Annotated in this window: 16 protein-coding genes; 6 read left to right on the top strand and 10 right to left on the bottom strand. The window is 70.2% G+C overall.

Annotation, left to right across the window (positions count from 1 at the left end; all coding sequences use genetic code 11):
- Positions 1–56: 56 nt before the first annotated feature.
- Together HD841_RS20590 and HD841_RS09495 are read left to right on the top strand one after the other, a co-directional pair.
- The gene (locus HD841_RS20590; RefSeq protein WP_218845473.1) at positions 57–377 is read left to right on the top strand and encodes a hypothetical protein; all 321 of its coding nucleotides are present in this window, start codon (positions 57–59) and stop codon (positions 375–377) included.
- A 100-nt stretch (positions 378–477) separates the two neighbouring features.
- Positions 478–816 (top strand): hypothetical protein, encoded by a 339-nt coding sequence (locus HD841_RS09495; RefSeq protein ID WP_179508611.1) that lies wholly within the window; start codon positions 478–480, stop codon positions 814–816.
- 37 nt (positions 817–853) lie between these two features.
- Here the strand turns inward: HD841_RS09495 and HD841_RS09490 are convergent, their stop codons facing one another.
- Positions 854–1393: a glycine zipper 2TM domain-containing protein gene (locus tag HD841_RS09490; RefSeq protein ID WP_179508610.1), complete on the bottom strand. Its 540-nt coding sequence runs from the start codon at positions 1391–1393 to the stop codon at positions 854–856.
- Positions 1394–1490: 97 nt separating this feature from the next.
- Entirely contained in the window at positions 1491–3779 is a 2289-nt protein-coding gene (locus HD841_RS09485; RefSeq protein WP_179508609.1) for an ATP-dependent helicase, read from the bottom strand.
- Positions 3780–3992: 213 nt separating this feature from the next.
- On the opposite strand from HD841_RS09485, the gene HD841_RS09480 reads away from it, so the two are divergent.
- Both HD841_RS09480 and HD841_RS09475 read left to right on the top strand, forming a co-directional pair.
- Positions 3993–4340 (top strand): UrcA family protein, encoded by a 348-nt coding sequence (locus tag HD841_RS09480; protein WP_179508608.1) that lies wholly within the window; start codon positions 3993–3995, stop codon positions 4338–4340.
- A gap of 247 nt (positions 4341–4587) precedes the next feature.
- Positions 4588–5868, top strand: a complete 1281-nt coding sequence (locus HD841_RS09475) for an MFS transporter (protein WP_179508607.1) — start codon at positions 4588–4590, stop codon at positions 5866–5868.
- Between the two features lie 83 nt (positions 5869–5951).
- Here HD841_RS09475 and rsmD read toward each other — a convergent pair whose 3' ends face one another.
- Both rsmD and HD841_RS20730 read right to left on the bottom strand, forming a co-directional pair.
- Positions 5952–6488, bottom strand: a complete 537-nt coding sequence (gene rsmD, locus HD841_RS09470) for a 16S rRNA (guanine(966)-N(2))-methyltransferase RsmD (RefSeq protein WP_179508606.1) — start codon at positions 6486–6488, stop codon at positions 5952–5954.
- Positions 6485–8089, bottom strand: a complete 1605-nt coding sequence (locus HD841_RS20730; RefSeq protein WP_257015389.1) for a pseudouridine synthase — start codon at positions 8087–8089, stop codon at positions 6485–6487. Before HD841_RS20730 ends, rsmD begins: the two co-directional genes overlap by 4 nt.
- 115 nt (positions 8090–8204) lie before the next feature.
- Between HD841_RS20730 and HD841_RS09460 the strand changes: the two genes are divergently transcribed.
- Both HD841_RS09460 and HD841_RS09455 read left to right on the top strand, forming a co-directional pair.
- Positions 8205–8639, top strand: a complete 435-nt coding sequence (locus HD841_RS09460; RefSeq protein ID WP_179508605.1) for a response regulator — start codon at positions 8205–8207, stop codon at positions 8637–8639.
- 130 nt (positions 8640–8769) lie between these two features.
- The gene (locus tag HD841_RS09455; RefSeq protein WP_373562992.1) at positions 8770–10107 is read left to right on the top strand and encodes an AmpG family muropeptide MFS transporter; all 1338 of its coding nucleotides are present in this window, start codon (positions 8770–8772) and stop codon (positions 10105–10107) included.
- On the opposite strand, the gene HD841_RS09450 is transcribed toward HD841_RS09455, so the two are convergent.
- The 6 genes from HD841_RS09450 to HD841_RS09425 form a co-directional block, all read right to left on the bottom strand.
- Positions 10104–10532 (bottom strand): DUF6628 family protein, encoded by a 429-nt coding sequence (locus tag HD841_RS09450; protein WP_179508603.1) that lies wholly within the window; start codon positions 10530–10532, stop codon positions 10104–10106. The genes HD841_RS09455 and HD841_RS09450 overlap by 4 nt on opposite strands.
- A gap of 70 nt (positions 10533–10602) precedes the next feature.
- On the bottom strand, positions 10603–11916 hold the full coding sequence (locus tag HD841_RS09445) for a bifunctional folylpolyglutamate synthase/dihydrofolate synthase (RefSeq protein ID WP_179508602.1): 1314 nt from the start codon (positions 11914–11916) through the stop codon (positions 10603–10605).
- Positions 11917–12080: 164 nt separating this feature from the next.
- The gene (gene accD / locus HD841_RS09440; RefSeq protein ID WP_179508601.1) at positions 12081–12935 is read right to left on the bottom strand and encodes an acetyl-CoA carboxylase, carboxyltransferase subunit beta; all 855 of its coding nucleotides are present in this window, start codon (positions 12933–12935) and stop codon (positions 12081–12083) included.
- Positions 12932–13735, bottom strand: a complete 804-nt coding sequence (gene trpA / locus HD841_RS09435) for a tryptophan synthase subunit alpha (RefSeq protein WP_179508600.1) — start codon at positions 13733–13735, stop codon at positions 12932–12934. Before trpA ends, accD begins: the two co-directional genes overlap by 4 nt.
- Positions 13732–14964, bottom strand: a complete 1233-nt coding sequence (gene trpB, locus HD841_RS09430) for a tryptophan synthase subunit beta (protein WP_179508599.1) — start codon at positions 14962–14964, stop codon at positions 13732–13734. Before trpB ends, trpA begins: the two co-directional genes overlap by 4 nt.
- Positions 14961–15596 carry a phosphoribosylanthranilate isomerase gene (locus HD841_RS09425; protein WP_179508598.1) on the bottom strand — a complete coding sequence of 212 codons (636 nt, stop codon included), beginning with the start codon at positions 15594–15596 and terminating at the stop codon, positions 14961–14963. Before HD841_RS09425 ends, trpB begins: the two co-directional genes overlap by 4 nt.
- Between the last annotated feature and the right edge of the window lie 18 nt (positions 15597–15614).

The raw sequence follows: 15614 nt of genomic DNA, 5'->3' as shown, positions 1-15614 counted from the left end.
GGCGAATCGACCATGCCATCCTCATGCCCGATGTCGGGTGTGTGAGGAGTAACCCTATGAAGCTAATTGCTTTGTTCAGCGCCGCGGCACTCGCTGCCGGCACCCTGGTCGCCGCCGCTCCGGCCGAGGCGCAGCGCTACGGCTACGATCGCGGCTATGACCGCGGCTACGATCATCGCGGCTATGACCGGCGCGACGATCGCCGCTGGCGCGATGGTCCGCGCTTCCACGGGCGCGGCTATGATCGCGGTCGCGGCTATGGCTATGGTCGCGGCTATGGTTATGGGCGCGGCGGCTATGGCCGCAGCCGCGTCGTCTGCCGTATCCATCGCGGCTATTACGGGCCGGAACGGCGCTGCTTCAACGTCTATCGCTGATCCGGCAGGCCGGCCGGCGGATCGTTCCGCCGGCCGTGCAACGTCGATGGCGCGAAAGCGTTCTTGCTGCGACGCAACACGAACGTTTATGGTGCCACGGATGACCCAGACCGAAGCCGCGACCGCCGCACCGACGGGGCCGGTGCCGACGATGTTCGAAGCGATCGTCCGCCAGCTGACCGTGACCGCCACCTACAACAAGGGGACGGTGACGATCGCCCCGCATATTCTCTACACCCGCCACGGCGAGATCTATGTCGACGCCGTCACCATCGAGCGCGACGGCAAGCCGCCGCGCGAGGAGAAGGTCGGCACCTTCAAGATGGACGGGCTGGGCGAGCCTGCGCTCACCGGCAACACCTTCGTGCCCAGCAGCCTGTTCGAGCCGGCCGCCGAGAAATATGAGGGCGTGACGCTGATGGCGGTCGAGCGGGCCTGACGCCCGCCCGCCTGCCTGACCGACCGCTGGCCATCGGTCAGCGGCAGCGCACCTGTGCCTGGTTCTGATCGACCGCCTTGCCGGCGAGCGCGCCCACCGCGCCGCCGAGCAGCGTGCCGACGATGCGGCTGTGGCCGCCGTCGATGACGTTGCCGAGGATGCCGCCCGCCGCGCCGCCGAGGACGAGGCCGGTGGTGCCGTCGCTGCGCTTGCAATAATAGCGGCCGTCATTGCCGGCATAGACGCGATCGTTGGGGCTCAGCACGCGCTCCTGCGCGCCGGGGCGATAGTAACGGGCGGGATCATAGCCATTTTCGTAGCGGTCGTCGTCGCGATCGTCATAGCGCTGATCGTCATAGCCGCCGGGAACGGGCGCCTGGCGGTAGCCGCCGGGACCGGGGGTGCCGCGCAGCGCGCGATAGCGGTCGAATTCGGAACGGTAGCGGGCCAGCTCGGCATCGAACCGCTGCTGCGCGGCGGTAAAGCGCGCGTCGTCGGCAGCGGATTGAGCGACCGCAGGCGCGGTCGCGGCGAGCGTCGCGCAGACCGCGGCGGACAGCAGAAGGGACCTGAACATCGGGATGATCCTCTATGCGACCCGTGGAGTCGGGTCCGCAACGGTCATACGCCGATCCGACCTTGGCGGTTCCTGAACGAAACCGCCGCGACGTCGCTCAGCCGATCGTGACGAAGCTGTCCATCACGCGTTTGCGGCCGGCCGCCTCGAAATCGATCTCGAGCTTGTTGCCCTCGATCTCGGCGATCGCGCCATAGCCGAACTTCTGGTGGAAGACGCGCAGGCCGACCGACAGGTCGCTGCGCCCCTTGTTGCCGATGCTGACCGCGCTCGACCGGCTCTCGACGACGCGCGTCGGCGCGGTCGAGAAGCCCGATCCGCTTCCCGCCGCCCGCTGCCAGCCGGGCCCGCGCCCGGTGCCGCGACCGACATCGGCGAAGGGATCGGCGCGCTCGCTCCAGTTCGCGCGCCACAGGCTCTCGCCGCCCGACATCGTCGTCTCGGCATCGGTATGTTCGGGCGGCAGCTCGCCGACGAAGCGGCTGGGGATGCTCGACGTCCACTGGCCGTAGATGCGGCGGTTGGCGGCGTGGAGGATCGTCGCGCGGCGGCGCGCGCGGGTGATCGCGACATAGGCGAGGCGGCGTTCCTCCTCGAGGCTCTTGGTGCCGCCCTCGTCGAGCGAGCGCTGCGACGGGAACAGCCCTTCCTCCCAGCCGACGAGGAAGACGGTGTCATATTCGAGGCCCTTGGCGGCGTGGATCGTCATGATCGTCACCTGCGGGTCCTGGACGCCGCCTTCCTTGTCCATGACGAGGCTGACGTGTTCGAGGAACGCGCCGAGCGATTCATATTCCTCCATCGCGCGGACGAGTTCGGACAGGTTCTCGAGCCGGCCCGCCGCCTCGACCGACTTCTCGGCCTGCCACATCGCGGTATAGCCGCTCTCGTCGAGCAGCTGGCGGGCGAGTTCGGCGTGCGGCAGGTCGCGCGCCATGTCGCGCCAGCGGGCGATGTCGCCGACCAGATTGCCGAGCGCGCGGCGCGCCTGCGGAGTAAGCTCATCGGTGTCGAGGATGCGCGCCGACGCGATGGTCAGCGGCACGCCCTCGCTCCGCGCAAGCTGGTGGATCTTGGCGAGCGCCTTGTCGCCCAGGCCGCGCTTGGGGACGTTGACGATGCGTTCGAAGGCGAGGTCGTCCGAGGGCTGGTTGACGATGCGCAGATAGGCGAGCGCGTCGCGGATCTCGGCGCGTTCGTAGAAGCGGAAGCCGCCGATGATGCGATAGGGCATGCCGATCGCGATGAACCGGTCCTCGAACTCGCGCGTCTGGTGCTGCGCGCGGACGAGGATGGCGATCTCGTCGAGGCTCTTGCCGCTACGCTGCGCCGCCTCGATCTCCTCGCCGACGCGGCGCGCCTCCTCGGGGCCATCCCAGACGCCGAGCACGCGCACCTTCTCGCCCGCGTCGAGCTCGGTCCATAGCGTCTTGCCGAGCCGGCCGCCGTTGTTGGCGATGACGCCCGAGGCGGCGCCGAGGATATGCGGCGTCGAGCGGTAATTCTGTTCGAGCCGGATCACCTTCGCGCCCGGGAAGTCCTTCTCGAACTTCAGGATATTCTCGACCTGCGCGCCGCGCCACGAATAGATCGACTGGTCGTCGTCGCCGACGCAGGCGATATTCTTGCGTGCCTGCGCGAGCAGACGCAGCCAGAGGTACTGGACGACGTTGGTGTCCTGATATTCGTCCACCATGATGTACTTGAACCGCTCCTGGTACATTTTCAGCACCTCGGGATAGGTCTTGAGCACGGTCAGCATGTGGAGCAGCAGGTCGCCGAAATCGCAGGCGTTAAGGGCCTTCAACCGCTCCTGATATTGCGCGTAGAGTTCGCCGCCGCGGCCATTGGCATAGCGTTCGCTCTCGCCGGCATCGATATCGGCGGGGACCAGCCCCTTGTTCTTCCAGTCGTCGATCAACCCGGCGAGGCTGCGCGCCGGAAAGCGCTTCTCGTCGAGGTCGGCGGCGACGATCAGCTGCTTGAGCAGCCGCAGCTGGTCGTCGGTGTCCAGGATCGTGAAATTGCTCTGCAACCCGACGAGTTCGGCGTGGCGCCGCAGCATCTTGGCGCCAATTGCGTGGAAGGTGCCGAGCCACGGCATGCCCTCGACTGCGTCGCCGACGAGCCGGCCGACGCGTTCGCGCATTTCGCGCGCTGCCTTGTTGGTGAAGGTGACGCTGAGGATTTCCGACGGCCAGGCCTTGCGCGTCCACAACAGGTGCGCGAGCCGCGCGGTGAGCGCCGCGGTCTTGCCGGTGCCGGCGCCGGCAAGCATCAGCACCGGGCCTTCGGTGGTCAGCACCGCATCGCGCTGCGGCGGGTTGAGGCCCTTGAGATAGGGCGGGTCCTGCAAGGCGTTGGTCGGGGCGCTGAGATCGGTCACCGGCGAACAGGTAGGGAACGGCGCCCGCGCGGGCAAGCCCGATCCGCCGCCCCGCCGCGTCACGCCGATGACATGCACATGTAACGCACGCGCAACGACCCGCTGCTAGGGCGACCGCGCCGGCGGATCGCCCGGCTTCGTCCCAGCCGCGCCCGCCAGAGGCGCGCGGATCGAGCCGGACCGCCATGGCAAGCCCAATGCAGGAGTGTCATCATGAAGACTTCGAATCACGCCGCCTTCGCGGCGGTCGCTTTGTCGTGCCTGTTTGCCGCTGCTGTTCCGACCGCCGCGTCCGCTGCCGAGCGGGAGCCGGTACAGGTCCGGATCTCGACCAAGGGTCTCGACCTGCACACCGACGCCGGTCGCCGGGCGCTGGAGAACCGCATCGTACGCGCCGCGCAGGCGGTGTGCGCGCCACACGGGGCGACGCTCGACATGCGACTCGACGCGATGCGCTGCGTCAAGGAAATGCGCACCGACGGGGCGAACAAGCTCGCGGCGCTGGCGGGGACGCAGGACGTACGGCTCGCCAGCCTGCCCGGGACGAATGCTGCCAATTGATGCGTCAGCGGGGCGGCTTGCCGAACGGCGGGTCGCCTCGTTCATCGGCCAAGCTCATGAAAAATCGGGGCAGCCGCAACGCGACCGCCCCGTAGTTCAGGGAGGGTCGGCCGACAGGGGAGGCGACCGACACGTCGCTACCCACAGGGGGAGAGGAGCAGCGACCACCCCTCTCTAGCCCCGGATTGTTGCGAACGGATTTCACAGTTGTTGCTCGCGACGTTTTTTTCGCGATTAGAGTGGCGGCATGACCACGCCGTCCGCTCCGCCGCCGCCGCGCGCCTCCGCCCGCCGCATCCTCACCGCCAGCCTGGTCGGCACCGCGGTCGAATTCTACGACTTCTATATCTATGCGACCGCCGCCGCGCTGGTGTTCGGCGAATTGTTCTTCCCGGCGGAGAGCAAGACCGCGCAGCAGATGCTGAGCTTCGCCAGCTTCGGGCTCGCCTTCATCGCGCGGCCGGTGGGCGCGATCGTCTTCGGTCATTTCGGTGACCGGGTCGGCCGCAAGTCGACCCTGGTCGCCAGCCTGATGCTGATGGGCGGTTCGACCGTCGCGATCGCCTTCCTGCCGACCTATCAGCAGGTCGGCTGGCTTGCGCCGCTGCTGCTCTGTCTGTTGCGGCTCGGCCAGGGGTTCGGCCTCGGCGGCGAATGGGGCGGGGCGGCATTGCTCGCGGTCGAGAACGCGCCGCCGCACCGCCGCAACACCTGGGGCATGTTCCCGCCGCTCGGCGCGCCCGTCGGCTTCCTCATGGCGAACGGGCTGTTCCTGATCCTCGGGCTGGCGCTCGACGAGGCGCAGTTCCGGGCCTGGGGCTGGCGGCTGCCGTTCCTGGTCAGCGCGGTGCTCGTCGTGCTCGGCCTGTGGGTGCGGCTCAAGCTGACCGAGACGCCGGCGTTCGTCGAGGCCGAGCAGGCGGAGGCGCTGCCCAAGGTGCCGATCGCGACGCTGATGCTGGACCATGGCCGCGCAGTGCTGGCGGGGACGGGCGGGGTGATCGCCTGTTTCGCGCTCTTCTATCTCGCGACCGCCTTCACGCTCGGCTACGGCACCAAGAGCCTCGGCTATGGGCGCGAGGCGATGCTGGCGGTCGAGCTGGTCGCGATCCTGTTCCTCGCCGCCGGGGTGATCGTCGCGAGCGTGACCGCCGATCGCACCGGGGCGCGGCGGATGCTGGTGATCGGCTTCATCGGCTGCATGGTCGCGGGACTGGCGATGGGGCCGATGCTCGGTGCGGGCTCGCTGTTCGTCGTCTTCCTGTGGCTCGCCTTCGCGCTGTTCGTGATGGGCTTCGCTTATGGGCCGCTCGGCGGCTGGCTGCCGAGCCTGTTCCCGGCGGGGGTGCGCTATACCGGCGTGTCGATGACCTTCAACCTCGGCGGCATCCTCGGCGGTGCGGTCGCGCCGATCGCAGCGGAGGCGCTGGCGCATCGCGGGCTGGGCTGGATCGGCCTGTACCTGGTCGGCGCGGGGCTGCTGAGCCTCGGCGGTCTGGCGTTGCTGCGCGGTCGGGCGGAGGCGTAACCGGCGTCATACTCACCCTTCGCCGCCTTCGCCGCCTCTTCCCTCTCCCGAGGGGAGAGGGAAGCCGCGGGAGGGTGCAGCCTTTATTCCTGCCTTAGCAAGGTCAGCCGCGCCTTGCCGTGGACGCGGGTCGCGTCGACGGTGAAGCCGGGCGGGGCGATCTCCTCCGCCTTGGCGGTCTCGATGCTGATCCAGGTCGCGGGCGACACCCAGCCGAGCCGCGCCAGCTTGTCGAGCGCGACGAGGCCCGCGCCCGTGCCATAGGGCGGGTCCATCATGATGAGGTCGAGCGGCGCCAGCGCCGGCCCGAGCCCCATGACCGAACCGGCGCGCACGTCGCCCCGCGTGCCGAGCTTGGCGAGATTGCCCTTGAGCGCATCCAACGCCGCGCCATCCTGTTCGACGAACAGGCACGATGCCGCGCCCCGCGACAGCGCCTCGATCCCCAGCGCGCCCGAGCCGGCAAAGAGGTCGGCGACGGCGAGCCCTTCGAAGCTGCCGAGCCGGCTGGTCAGCATCGAGAACAGCGCCTCGCGCGTCCGATCGGCGGTGGGGCGGGTGGCGTCACCCTTGGGTGCGGCGAGCGGGCGCCCACGCCATTGCCCGGCGATGACCCTCATCGACGGCCTCCCTTCGGTGCGCCGCGGGGCGCGCCACCGGGCGTCTTCGGTCGGGGTGAGCCACGCCCGCCGGCGGGACCGCCGCTGCGCGGGGCGTCGTTGCCGCGCGCGGGGCGGGCGCCGGAACGGGCAGGGCGGCCATCGGACCGGGGATGTCCCGCGCGCTGGCCGTCACCGGACCGGGCGCGACCGGCCTTGCGGTCGTCGCCCTGCTCCCACGGCTTGATCGCGGAGCCGCCGGTCGGGACCTTGGCGGGCCGGTCGTCGTCGCGGTCGCGCGGCGGGCGGGTGCTCGATCGTGGCGGCCGCGTGCCGGCGGGTCTGCCGTCGGCGGCGCGTGCGGCCCGGCCTGCGTCGCCGAAGCGGCCGCGGCCGCCCTCGCGCGCGTCGCTGCCGCCGCGATCGGCGCGGGGAGTGAAGCGGCGGCCCTCGTCGCGACCACTGCCGGACTCGTTGCTGCGTTCGCCGCGGGGGGCGAAGCGGCGGCCCTCGTCCCGGCCGCTGCCGGACTCGTTGCCGCGTTCGGCGCGCGGCACAAAGCGGCGACCCTGTTCCCGGCCGGTGCCGCGCTCGTCATTGCGATCCGTGCGCGGCGCGGCGCGGCGCGTATCGCCCGCCGCCGGTATGGCGCCCGGGCGGGCAGGGCGCGCCGCGACCCCGGCCGGTGCGGCGTCGCTGCGGCGCGGGGCGCGACGGCCCTCGCCGCTCGCCGGTGCGCGGGTGCGGGCCGGGCGCTCCTGCGCCTCGCGCGGGGCGGGGGTCTCGACCGGACGCGGGCGGGCGCGGGCCGGGCGGTTGGCGGTCGGCGCGGTGCGGAAGCCGTCACGCGGCGCCTCGACCATCGGCTCGTCGGGCGCCCCGCCCCTGAGCGTGCGGCGGAAGGCGACGATGTCGTGCTGCTTCACCTCGCCGACGCCGCCGACGGGCAGGTCGCCGAGGATGAACGGGCCGTAGCGAGTGCGGATCAGCCGGCTGACCTGCAGTTCGAGATGTTCGAGCACGCGCCGCACCTCGCGGTTCTTGCCCTCGGTGATCGTCACCTCGATCCAGACGTTGGCGCCGGTGCGCCGCTCGATATTCGCGTCGATCGGGCCATAGCGGACGCCGTCGATCTCGATGCCGTCGGCGAGGTCCTCGAGCTGCTGTTGCGTGACATTGCCATAGGCACGCGCGCGATAGCTGCGCTCGACGCCGGTCGCCGGCAGTTCGAGCTGGCGCTTGAAGCCGCCGTCGGTGGTGAGCAGCAACAGCCCCTCGGTATTGAGGTCGAGCCGGCCGACCGGCACCAGCCGCGGCAGGTCGTCGGGCAATTTGTCGTAGATCGTCGGTCGGCCCGCCGGATCGTGCTCGGTGACGAGCAGGCCGGTCGGCTTGTGATAGAGGAAGAGGCGGGTCGGCTCGGGCGGCGCGACGGGCTCGCCATCGACGGTGACGCCGGTGAGCGAGCGCAAGACGGTGGCGGGCGTATCGAGCACCTTGCCGTCGAGCGCGACGCGCCCCTCGGCGATCATGCGTTCGATTTCGCGACGGCTCGCGACGCCGGCGCGGGCGAGCAGTTTCGCGATCCGGTCGCCGGTGCGGGGTTCGGGGGTTTGGGCCATGCTGCGCCCATAACGTGCATTTGTCCAAGGCGCGAAAAGATTTGCGTCCGAAGTCGCGGGCGTGCGTTATGTCGCGGAGGCGTAACAATTAACTGGCGCCGGGCGGAGCGTGTCGATGCTGTTCGGGAGGAAGAAGCGCCAGATCGTGCGCCTGCTGGTGGTCGAGGACGAGCCGTTGATCGCCTTCGATGTCGAGCACCTCCTGACCGACGCGAGCTATGAGATCGTCGCCACCGTCGATCGCGTCGCCGAGGCGGTGCGGGTGCTGCGATCGGAGGCGGAGGTTGATCTGGTGCTGGTCGACGTGCATCTGGCGGACGGATCGGGGATCGACGTCGCCCGCGCCGCCGGCGAGCAGGGCGTGCCGGTGCTGTTCGTGACCGGCAATTTCCCGCCCGAGGCGATGTCGCTCGCCGCCGGCTGCCTCGCCAAGCCTTATCAGCAGCGCGACCTGATCGGCGCGATCGAGGCGATCGAGGCGAAGCTCGCCGGCCGCAAGACCAAGCGGCTGCCGACCGGGTTCCAGCTGTTCGAGGCGCCGGCGGGATAAGCCGCGGTCGCCCGGTTGCGCCGGAAAGCCGCTGGCCGCGCGCGAAATTGCCGTTAGTGTCGCGCCGATGTTGACCGGCAATAACCTGTACTTCCTCATCGTCGCGGCCGTCGTGCTGGTGCTGATCGTGATGATGCGGCGCTCGGCGGCGCTCCGGACACGGCTGGCACCGCTCGCGCCCTATGCCGAGCGCGGGCCGATCGCGGTGTTCTTCATGGGCATATCGTCGGGCCTGGCCTTCACGATGATCGGCGCGACGTTGACCACGCGGCTGAAGCAGGACGGGCTCGACAAGAGCACGATCACCGCCTTCACGCTCGGCTTCCTCGTCTACAACCTGAAGCCGTTATGGGCGTGGATGGTCGATGGCGTCAGGCTGCCAGTGCTCGGCCGGCTCGGCCAGCGCGTGTCGTGGGTGCTGCTGTCGGGCGTGCTGGTGATCCTGGCGGTCGCCAATCTCGCGCTGGTCGACCCCGCCGCCAGCCTGCAGGCGACGATCATCGCGACGGTGCTGGTCGGTTTTGCGGGTGCGACCTACGACATCGTCATCGACGCCTATCGGATCGAGACGCTGGAGCCCGAAGAGATGGGCATCGGGTCGGGCATGACGCAATATGGCTGGCGGATCGGCTCGGTCCTGGCCGGGGCGCTCGCGCTGGTGATCGCGGCGCGATCCAACTGGCACGTCGCCTATCTGGCCTGCGTGCTGTTCGCCTTCCCGGCGATGATCGTCGCGCTGGTGCGCGGCGAACCGCACCGCCGGCGCGAGCCGATCAAGCGCCACGGCGCGCGCGAGATCGCGGCATCGATCGTCAGCCCGTTCCTCGAATTCTTCCGCCGCCACGGCGCCTTCATCATCCTGGCCTTCATCCTGCTCCACAAGATCGGCGACACGCTGGGACAGCAGGCGCTGCGGCTGCTGCTCGACGATCTGCATTTCAGCAACGACGAGATCGCGCTCTACGACGTGCTGATCGGCTTTTGGGCGTTCTGGATCGGCATCGCGATCGGCGGCGTGCTCTACGCGCGGATGGGGCTGAAGCGGTCGGTCATGCTCAGCCTCGTGCTGATGATGATCTCCAACGCCGCCTTCGCGCTGCTCGCCGGCGCCGGGCACAGCAACCTCGGCCTCGCCGGTGCGATGGCGTTCGAGAATCTGGCGAGCGGCATCGGCGGCGTGACCGTCGTCGCCTATTTCTCGGCGCTCTGCGACCTGCGCTTCACCGCCGCGCAATATGCGATGATCTCGGCGGCGGCGAGCATCGTCGGGCGGGTGCTGACCGCGACGACGACCGGCCGGCTGGTGGAAAGCTTCGGCTATGTCGCCTTCTACTGGGGGACCACGTTGGCCGCGCTGCCCGGTGTGCTGTTGTTCTGGTGGATGTGCCGGTCGGGCCTGATCGATCGATCGATCGGCAGCGCCGGTGTTGCCGGCGAGGGCGACGTGCGCGACGCCCCCGACGCCTAAACGCAGATCGGCCGGCCGTCGTCGGCGAAGGCGGTCGCCACCGCCGCGACGCTCGCCAGCACCGAATCGACGCGGCGTACGCCGAGCAGATCGCCGAGCAGCAGCCGCGCGGTCTCGGGCGCGGTCTCGACGCGGGCGAGCACGGTCAGCATCGTCTTCTCGGCCGCCGTCATTCGCGCGCAGCAGCACGGCGCGATCGCGATCGTCCCCGCCGCCGTGCCGGCGAGGTCCGCCATCAGCGCGCGCATCAGCACCAGCGGCCGGCGGAAGTCCTGGCCGAACGCCGTGAACAGCGCATGGCTGGCCCGCGCGTCATGCAGCCCCTGCGCCCCCATCCGCCGCAGCGCGAACAACACGATTCTCGCGTTGGGACAGGCCGGTAGCGCATAGGGCAGGGCTGCGATGGTGGTGGTGAGATCGGACATCGGGGGCAACTCCTGTGGTCGTCCCGAACACTCCCCAATCCGCTATTGCAAGTCAATCGCAATCAACCGCTCAGGTCGGACACTCGTCGTTGTGGCGGAGCGCTTCACCGGCGAGGTAGAGCGAACCCGCGATCAGCACGACCGGGGTGTCGCCGTCCGCGGCGGCATCCAATGCGTGCGGCAGGTCGTCGGCGACCGCGGCGGGCCGGCCAAACTGTTGCGCCAGCGCGGCGAGGGCGGCGGGCGCATGATGCGCATGGCCCGGAACGGGCACGGCGATGACGCGCGACACGTCGGGCGCGAGCAGGCGCAGCACGCCCGCCGCATCCTTGTTGGCGAGCATGCCGAGCACCAGCACCACCGGTTGCGTGCCGGCGATGCCGCGCAGCGCGCGCGCGACCGGCTGCGCGGCGGAGGGGTTGTGCGCGCCGTCGAGCCACAATTGGCTGCCGGCGGGCAGGCGATCGTGCAGCGGCCCGGCGCCGAGCCGCTGCATGCGCGCCGGCCATTGCGCCCAGTCGGCGGCGGCCCGCATCGCCGCTTCCGGCACCGTCACCGCGCCCTGATGCCGCAGCATCGCGATCGCGAGCGCAAGGTTGCGCGACTGGTGCGGGCCGACCAGCCGCGGGCGGTTGGTGACGACCGCGAAGCCGGCGTCGCGGTAGCGCATCGTCGTGTGCGCGGTCTCGCTCCACCAATCGGCGTTGCGCGCGATCACCGGCGCGCCCGCGGCAGCGGCGACCTCCGCGATCCGCGTGCGGCAGGAGGCGGGATAGTTCATCGTGACCAGCGGCACGCCGCGCTTGGCGATGCCGGCCTTTTCCGTCGCGATGTCGACGACGCGGCTGCCGAGGAATGCCTCATGGTCCATGCCGAGCGCGGCGATGCCGGTGACCGCGGGCCGCGCGATGACGTTGGTCGCATCGAGCCGGCCGCCGAGCCCGACCTCGACGATCGTCGCCGCGGCAGGGGTGCGGGCGAAGGCGAGGAAGGCCGCGGCGGTGGTCACCTCGAAGAAGCTGGCACCGATGTCGCCGGCGTGATCGAGCACCTCGGACAACAGCGCGGCGAGCGCGGCGTCGTCGATCAGCCGCCCCGCGATGCGGATCCGCTCGTTGAAGCGGACGAGGTGCGGGCTGGAGAAGACATGGACGTCCTGTCCCGCCGCCTCGATCGCGGCGCGCAGGAAGGCGCAGGTCGAACCCTTGCCGTTGGTGCCGGCGACATGGAACACCGGCGGCAGCGCCAGATGCGGGTCGCCGAGGCGCGCCAGCAGCCGGGTAATCCGCTCGAGGCCGAGCACGTCGGCGCCGGGCGAGAGCGACCACAAGCGGTCGAGCTGATGCTGGACCGCGGGATCGGTGGAGGTGGCGTGGTCTGGCATCTGTTGGAATCCGGGTGTCCGCTTGCCAAAATCCCTTCGTCACCCCGGCCGTGTTCGGGGGACCACCGTTCCACAGGAGCGAAGCCGTTGCTCCTGTGGAACGGTGGTCCCGGGTCGCGTCCGGGGTGACGGCGTGGGCGGGGAGGGTGTCGCCCGCCCCTCGATTACGCCGCCTGCGCCACTGCGAGATAGCCGATCACCGTCGCCAGCCGCTCGCGCAGCTCCTTGCGGTGCACGACCATGTCGAGCATGCCGTGGTCGAGCAGATATTCGGCGCGCTGGAAGCCTTCGGGCAGCTTCTCGCGGATCGTGCTCTCGATCACCCGCTGGCCGGCGAAGCCGATCAGCGCATTGGGTTCGGAGATCTGCACGTCGCCGAGCATCGCATAGCTGGCGGTAACGCCGCCGGTGGTCGGATCGGTCAGCACGACGACATAGGGCAGGCCGGCGTCGTGGAGCATCTGGATGGCGACGGTGCTGCGCGGCATCTGCATCAGGCTGAGGATGCCCTCCTGCATGCGCGCGCCGCCGGCCGCGGTGAAGATCACATAGGGCGCCTTGTCGTGGATCGCCGCCTCGACGCCGCGCACGAACGCCTCGCCGACCGCGAGCCCCATCGAGCCGCCCATGAAGCCGAAATCCTGCACGCCCATCACGACGCGATGGCCGAGGATCGTGCCGCGCGCGTTGATCAGCGCATCCTGTTCCTGCGCCGAGGTGCGCGCCGCCTTGAGCCGGTCGGTATAGCGCTTCGAGTCGCGGAACTTGAGTGGGTCCTCGGGCACCTTCGGCACCGGCAGTTCGGCGCAGCTGCCCTCGTCGAGGATCTGCGCGAACCGCTCCTTGGGGCCGATCCGCTCGTGATGGTCGCACTTCGGGCAGACGTAGAGGTTCTCCTCCAGCTCCTTGGTGAAGACCATCTGCCCGCAGCCCTTGCACTTGTGCCACAGGTTCTCGTCGGACGATTCACGCTTGGCGACGAAGGGCAAAGCGTTGCGGACGTTGGTGATCCAGCTCATGGGAGGACCTTTCGCGACGAGGCCACCGCCTCGCTGAGGGATTGGACATAGGCACGCACCGCATCGGGGGCGGCGGCGCCGTGCGCGCCGACCAGCTCGACGATCGCCGAACCGACGACGACGCCGTCGGCGACCGCGCCGATCGCGGCGGCCTGTTCGGGGGTGCGGACGCCGAAGCCGACCGCGACCGGCAGGTCGGTGGTCGCCTTGAGCCGCGCGACCGCCTGGTCGATCGACCCCTGCGCCGCCTGTTGCAGCCCGGTGATGCCGGCGACCGAGACGTAATAGAGGAAGCCCGATGCACCATCGAGCACCTGCGGCAGGCGCGCGGCGTCGGTGGTCGGGGTGGCGAGGCGGATCGGGTCGATGCCATGCGCGCGCAGCGCCGGCCCGAGCGCATCGTCCTCCTCTGGCGGGATATCGACGCAGATCACGCCATCGACCCCGGCGGCGGCGGCCGCCTCGGCGAACCAGTCGGGACCGCGGCGCAGCATCGGATTGGCATAGCCCATCAGCACCAGCGGCACGTCCGGATGCCGCGTGCGGAACGCGGTGGCGATCGCCAGGATGTCGGCGGTGCGTGTGCCGGCGGCGAGGCTGCGCAGATTCGCCGCCTGGATCGCCGGACCGTCCGCCATCGGATCGGTGAAGGGCATGCCGAGTTCGATCACGTCGGCGCCACCGGCGACGAGCGCGTCGAGGATCGCGCCGGTCGCGCCGGGGGCGGGATCACCGGCGGTGACGAAGGTCACCAGCGCCGGGCGGTCCTTCGCAAAGGCGTTGGCAAGGCGCTGGCTCATATCGCCACCCCCAGCGCCTCGGCGACGGTGAAGATGTCCTTGTCGCCGCGCCCGCACAGGTTGGCGAGGATGATCTGGTCGCTGCGCATAGTGCGCGCGCGCGTGGTGACCGCGGCGATGGCATGCGCCGGTTCGAGCGCCGGGATGATGCCCTCGGTCCGGCAGAGCAGCTGGAAGGCGTCGAGCGCGTCCTTGTCGGTCGCGTTGGTATATTCGACGCGGCCGATGTCGCGCAGCCAGGCATGTTCGGGGCCGATGCCGGGATAATCGAGGCCCGCCGAGATCGAATGACCCTCGGCGATCTGGCCGTCCTCGTCCTGCAACAGATAGGTCTTGTTGCCATGGAGCACGCCGGGGAAGCCGCCCGCCAGGCTGGCGGCATGTTCGCTGCCCTCCAGGCCGTGGCCCGCCGCCTCGACGCCGAGCATGCCGACCTCGAGATCGTCGAGGAACGGGTGGAACAGGCCGATCGCGTTCGATCCGCCGCCGATCGCCGCGCAGAGCAGGTCGGGCAGGCGGCCGGTGCGGGCGAGCATCTGCGCCCGCGCCTCGCGACCGATGATGCTCTGGAAGTCGCGGACCAGCTCGGGATAGGGATGCGGGCCGGCGGCGGTGCCGATGATGTAGAAGGTGTCGTGGACGTTGGCGACCCAGTCGCGCAGCCCCTCGTTCATCGCGTCCGACAGCGTCTGCGCGCCGCTGGTCACCGGGCGGACCTCGGCGCCGAGCAGCTTCATGCGGAAGACGTTGGGCTGCTGCCGCGCGACGTCCTTGGCGCCCATGTAGATGACGCAGGGCAGGCCGAAGCGCGCGCAGACCGCGGCGGTGGCGACGCCGTGCTGGCCGGCGCCGGTCTCGGCGATGATCCGCGTCTTGCCCATGCGGATCGCGAGCAGGATCTGGCCGATGCAATTGTTGATCTTGTGTGCGCCGGTGTGGTTCAGCTCGTCGCGCTTGAACCAGACCTGCGCGCCCATGCCGGGCTCGGCCCCCTCGCGCACCGCCTCGCTCAGCCGCTCGGCGTGGTAGAGCGGGCTGGGGCGGCCGACGTAATGTTCCATCAGGTCGTCGAACTGCGCGGCAAAGGCCGGGTCCGCCTTGGCCGCGCGATATTCGCGCTCCAGGTCGAGGATCAGCGGCATCAGCGTCTCGGCGACATAGCGGCCGCCGAACTGGCCGAAGTGGCCGCGCTCGTCGGGCTGCGCGCGATAGGTGTTGGGGGCGTTCATGACTGCGTCGCTTTAAGGAAGGCGCCGATCTTGTCCATATCCTTGACCCCCGGCGCGGACTCGACGCCCGAGGAGACATCGACCAGCGTCGCGCCGGTCCGCGCGATCGCCTCGCCGACATTGGCCGCGTCGAGCCCGCCGGACAGCGCCCAAGGCAGCGGGTGGCGGAAGCCGTCGAGCAGCGTCCAGTCGAAGCGCAGGCCCATGCCGCCGGGCAGCGTGGCGCCGTCCGGCGTCTTGGCGTCGTAGAGGATACGGTCGGCCGCACCGATGAAGCCTCGTGCCGCGTCGAGATCGGCGCGGGTCTTCACCGCGACCGCCGCCCAGCTTTCCAGCCCGGTGCGGGCGCGGATCGCGGCGACGCGCGGCGCGGCGGTCTTGTGGAGCTGGAGCGCGTCGATCGCGCCGCCGGCAACCGCCTGTTCGATCAGCGCGTCATCGGGATCGACGAACACCCCGACGCGGCGGACGTGCGCGGGGACGCGCGCGGCGAGCTGCGCGGCGCGCGCGAAGTCGAGGTGCCGCGGCGAGGGCGGGAAGAAGACGAAGCCGACATGGCTCGCGCCATGGCGCAACGCGGCGTCGAGCGTCTCGGGCGTCGAGAGACCGCAGATCTTGGTGTGGACGGGCATAAGGCGCGTGTCGGCGTG

The sequence above is a fragment of the Sphingomonas melonis genome (assembly GCF_013409985.1).
GTDB lineage: Bacteria > Pseudomonadota > Alphaproteobacteria > Sphingomonadales > Sphingomonadaceae > Sphingomonas > Sphingomonas melonis_A.
This window is presented reverse-complemented; position numbering and strand designations above follow the sequence as displayed.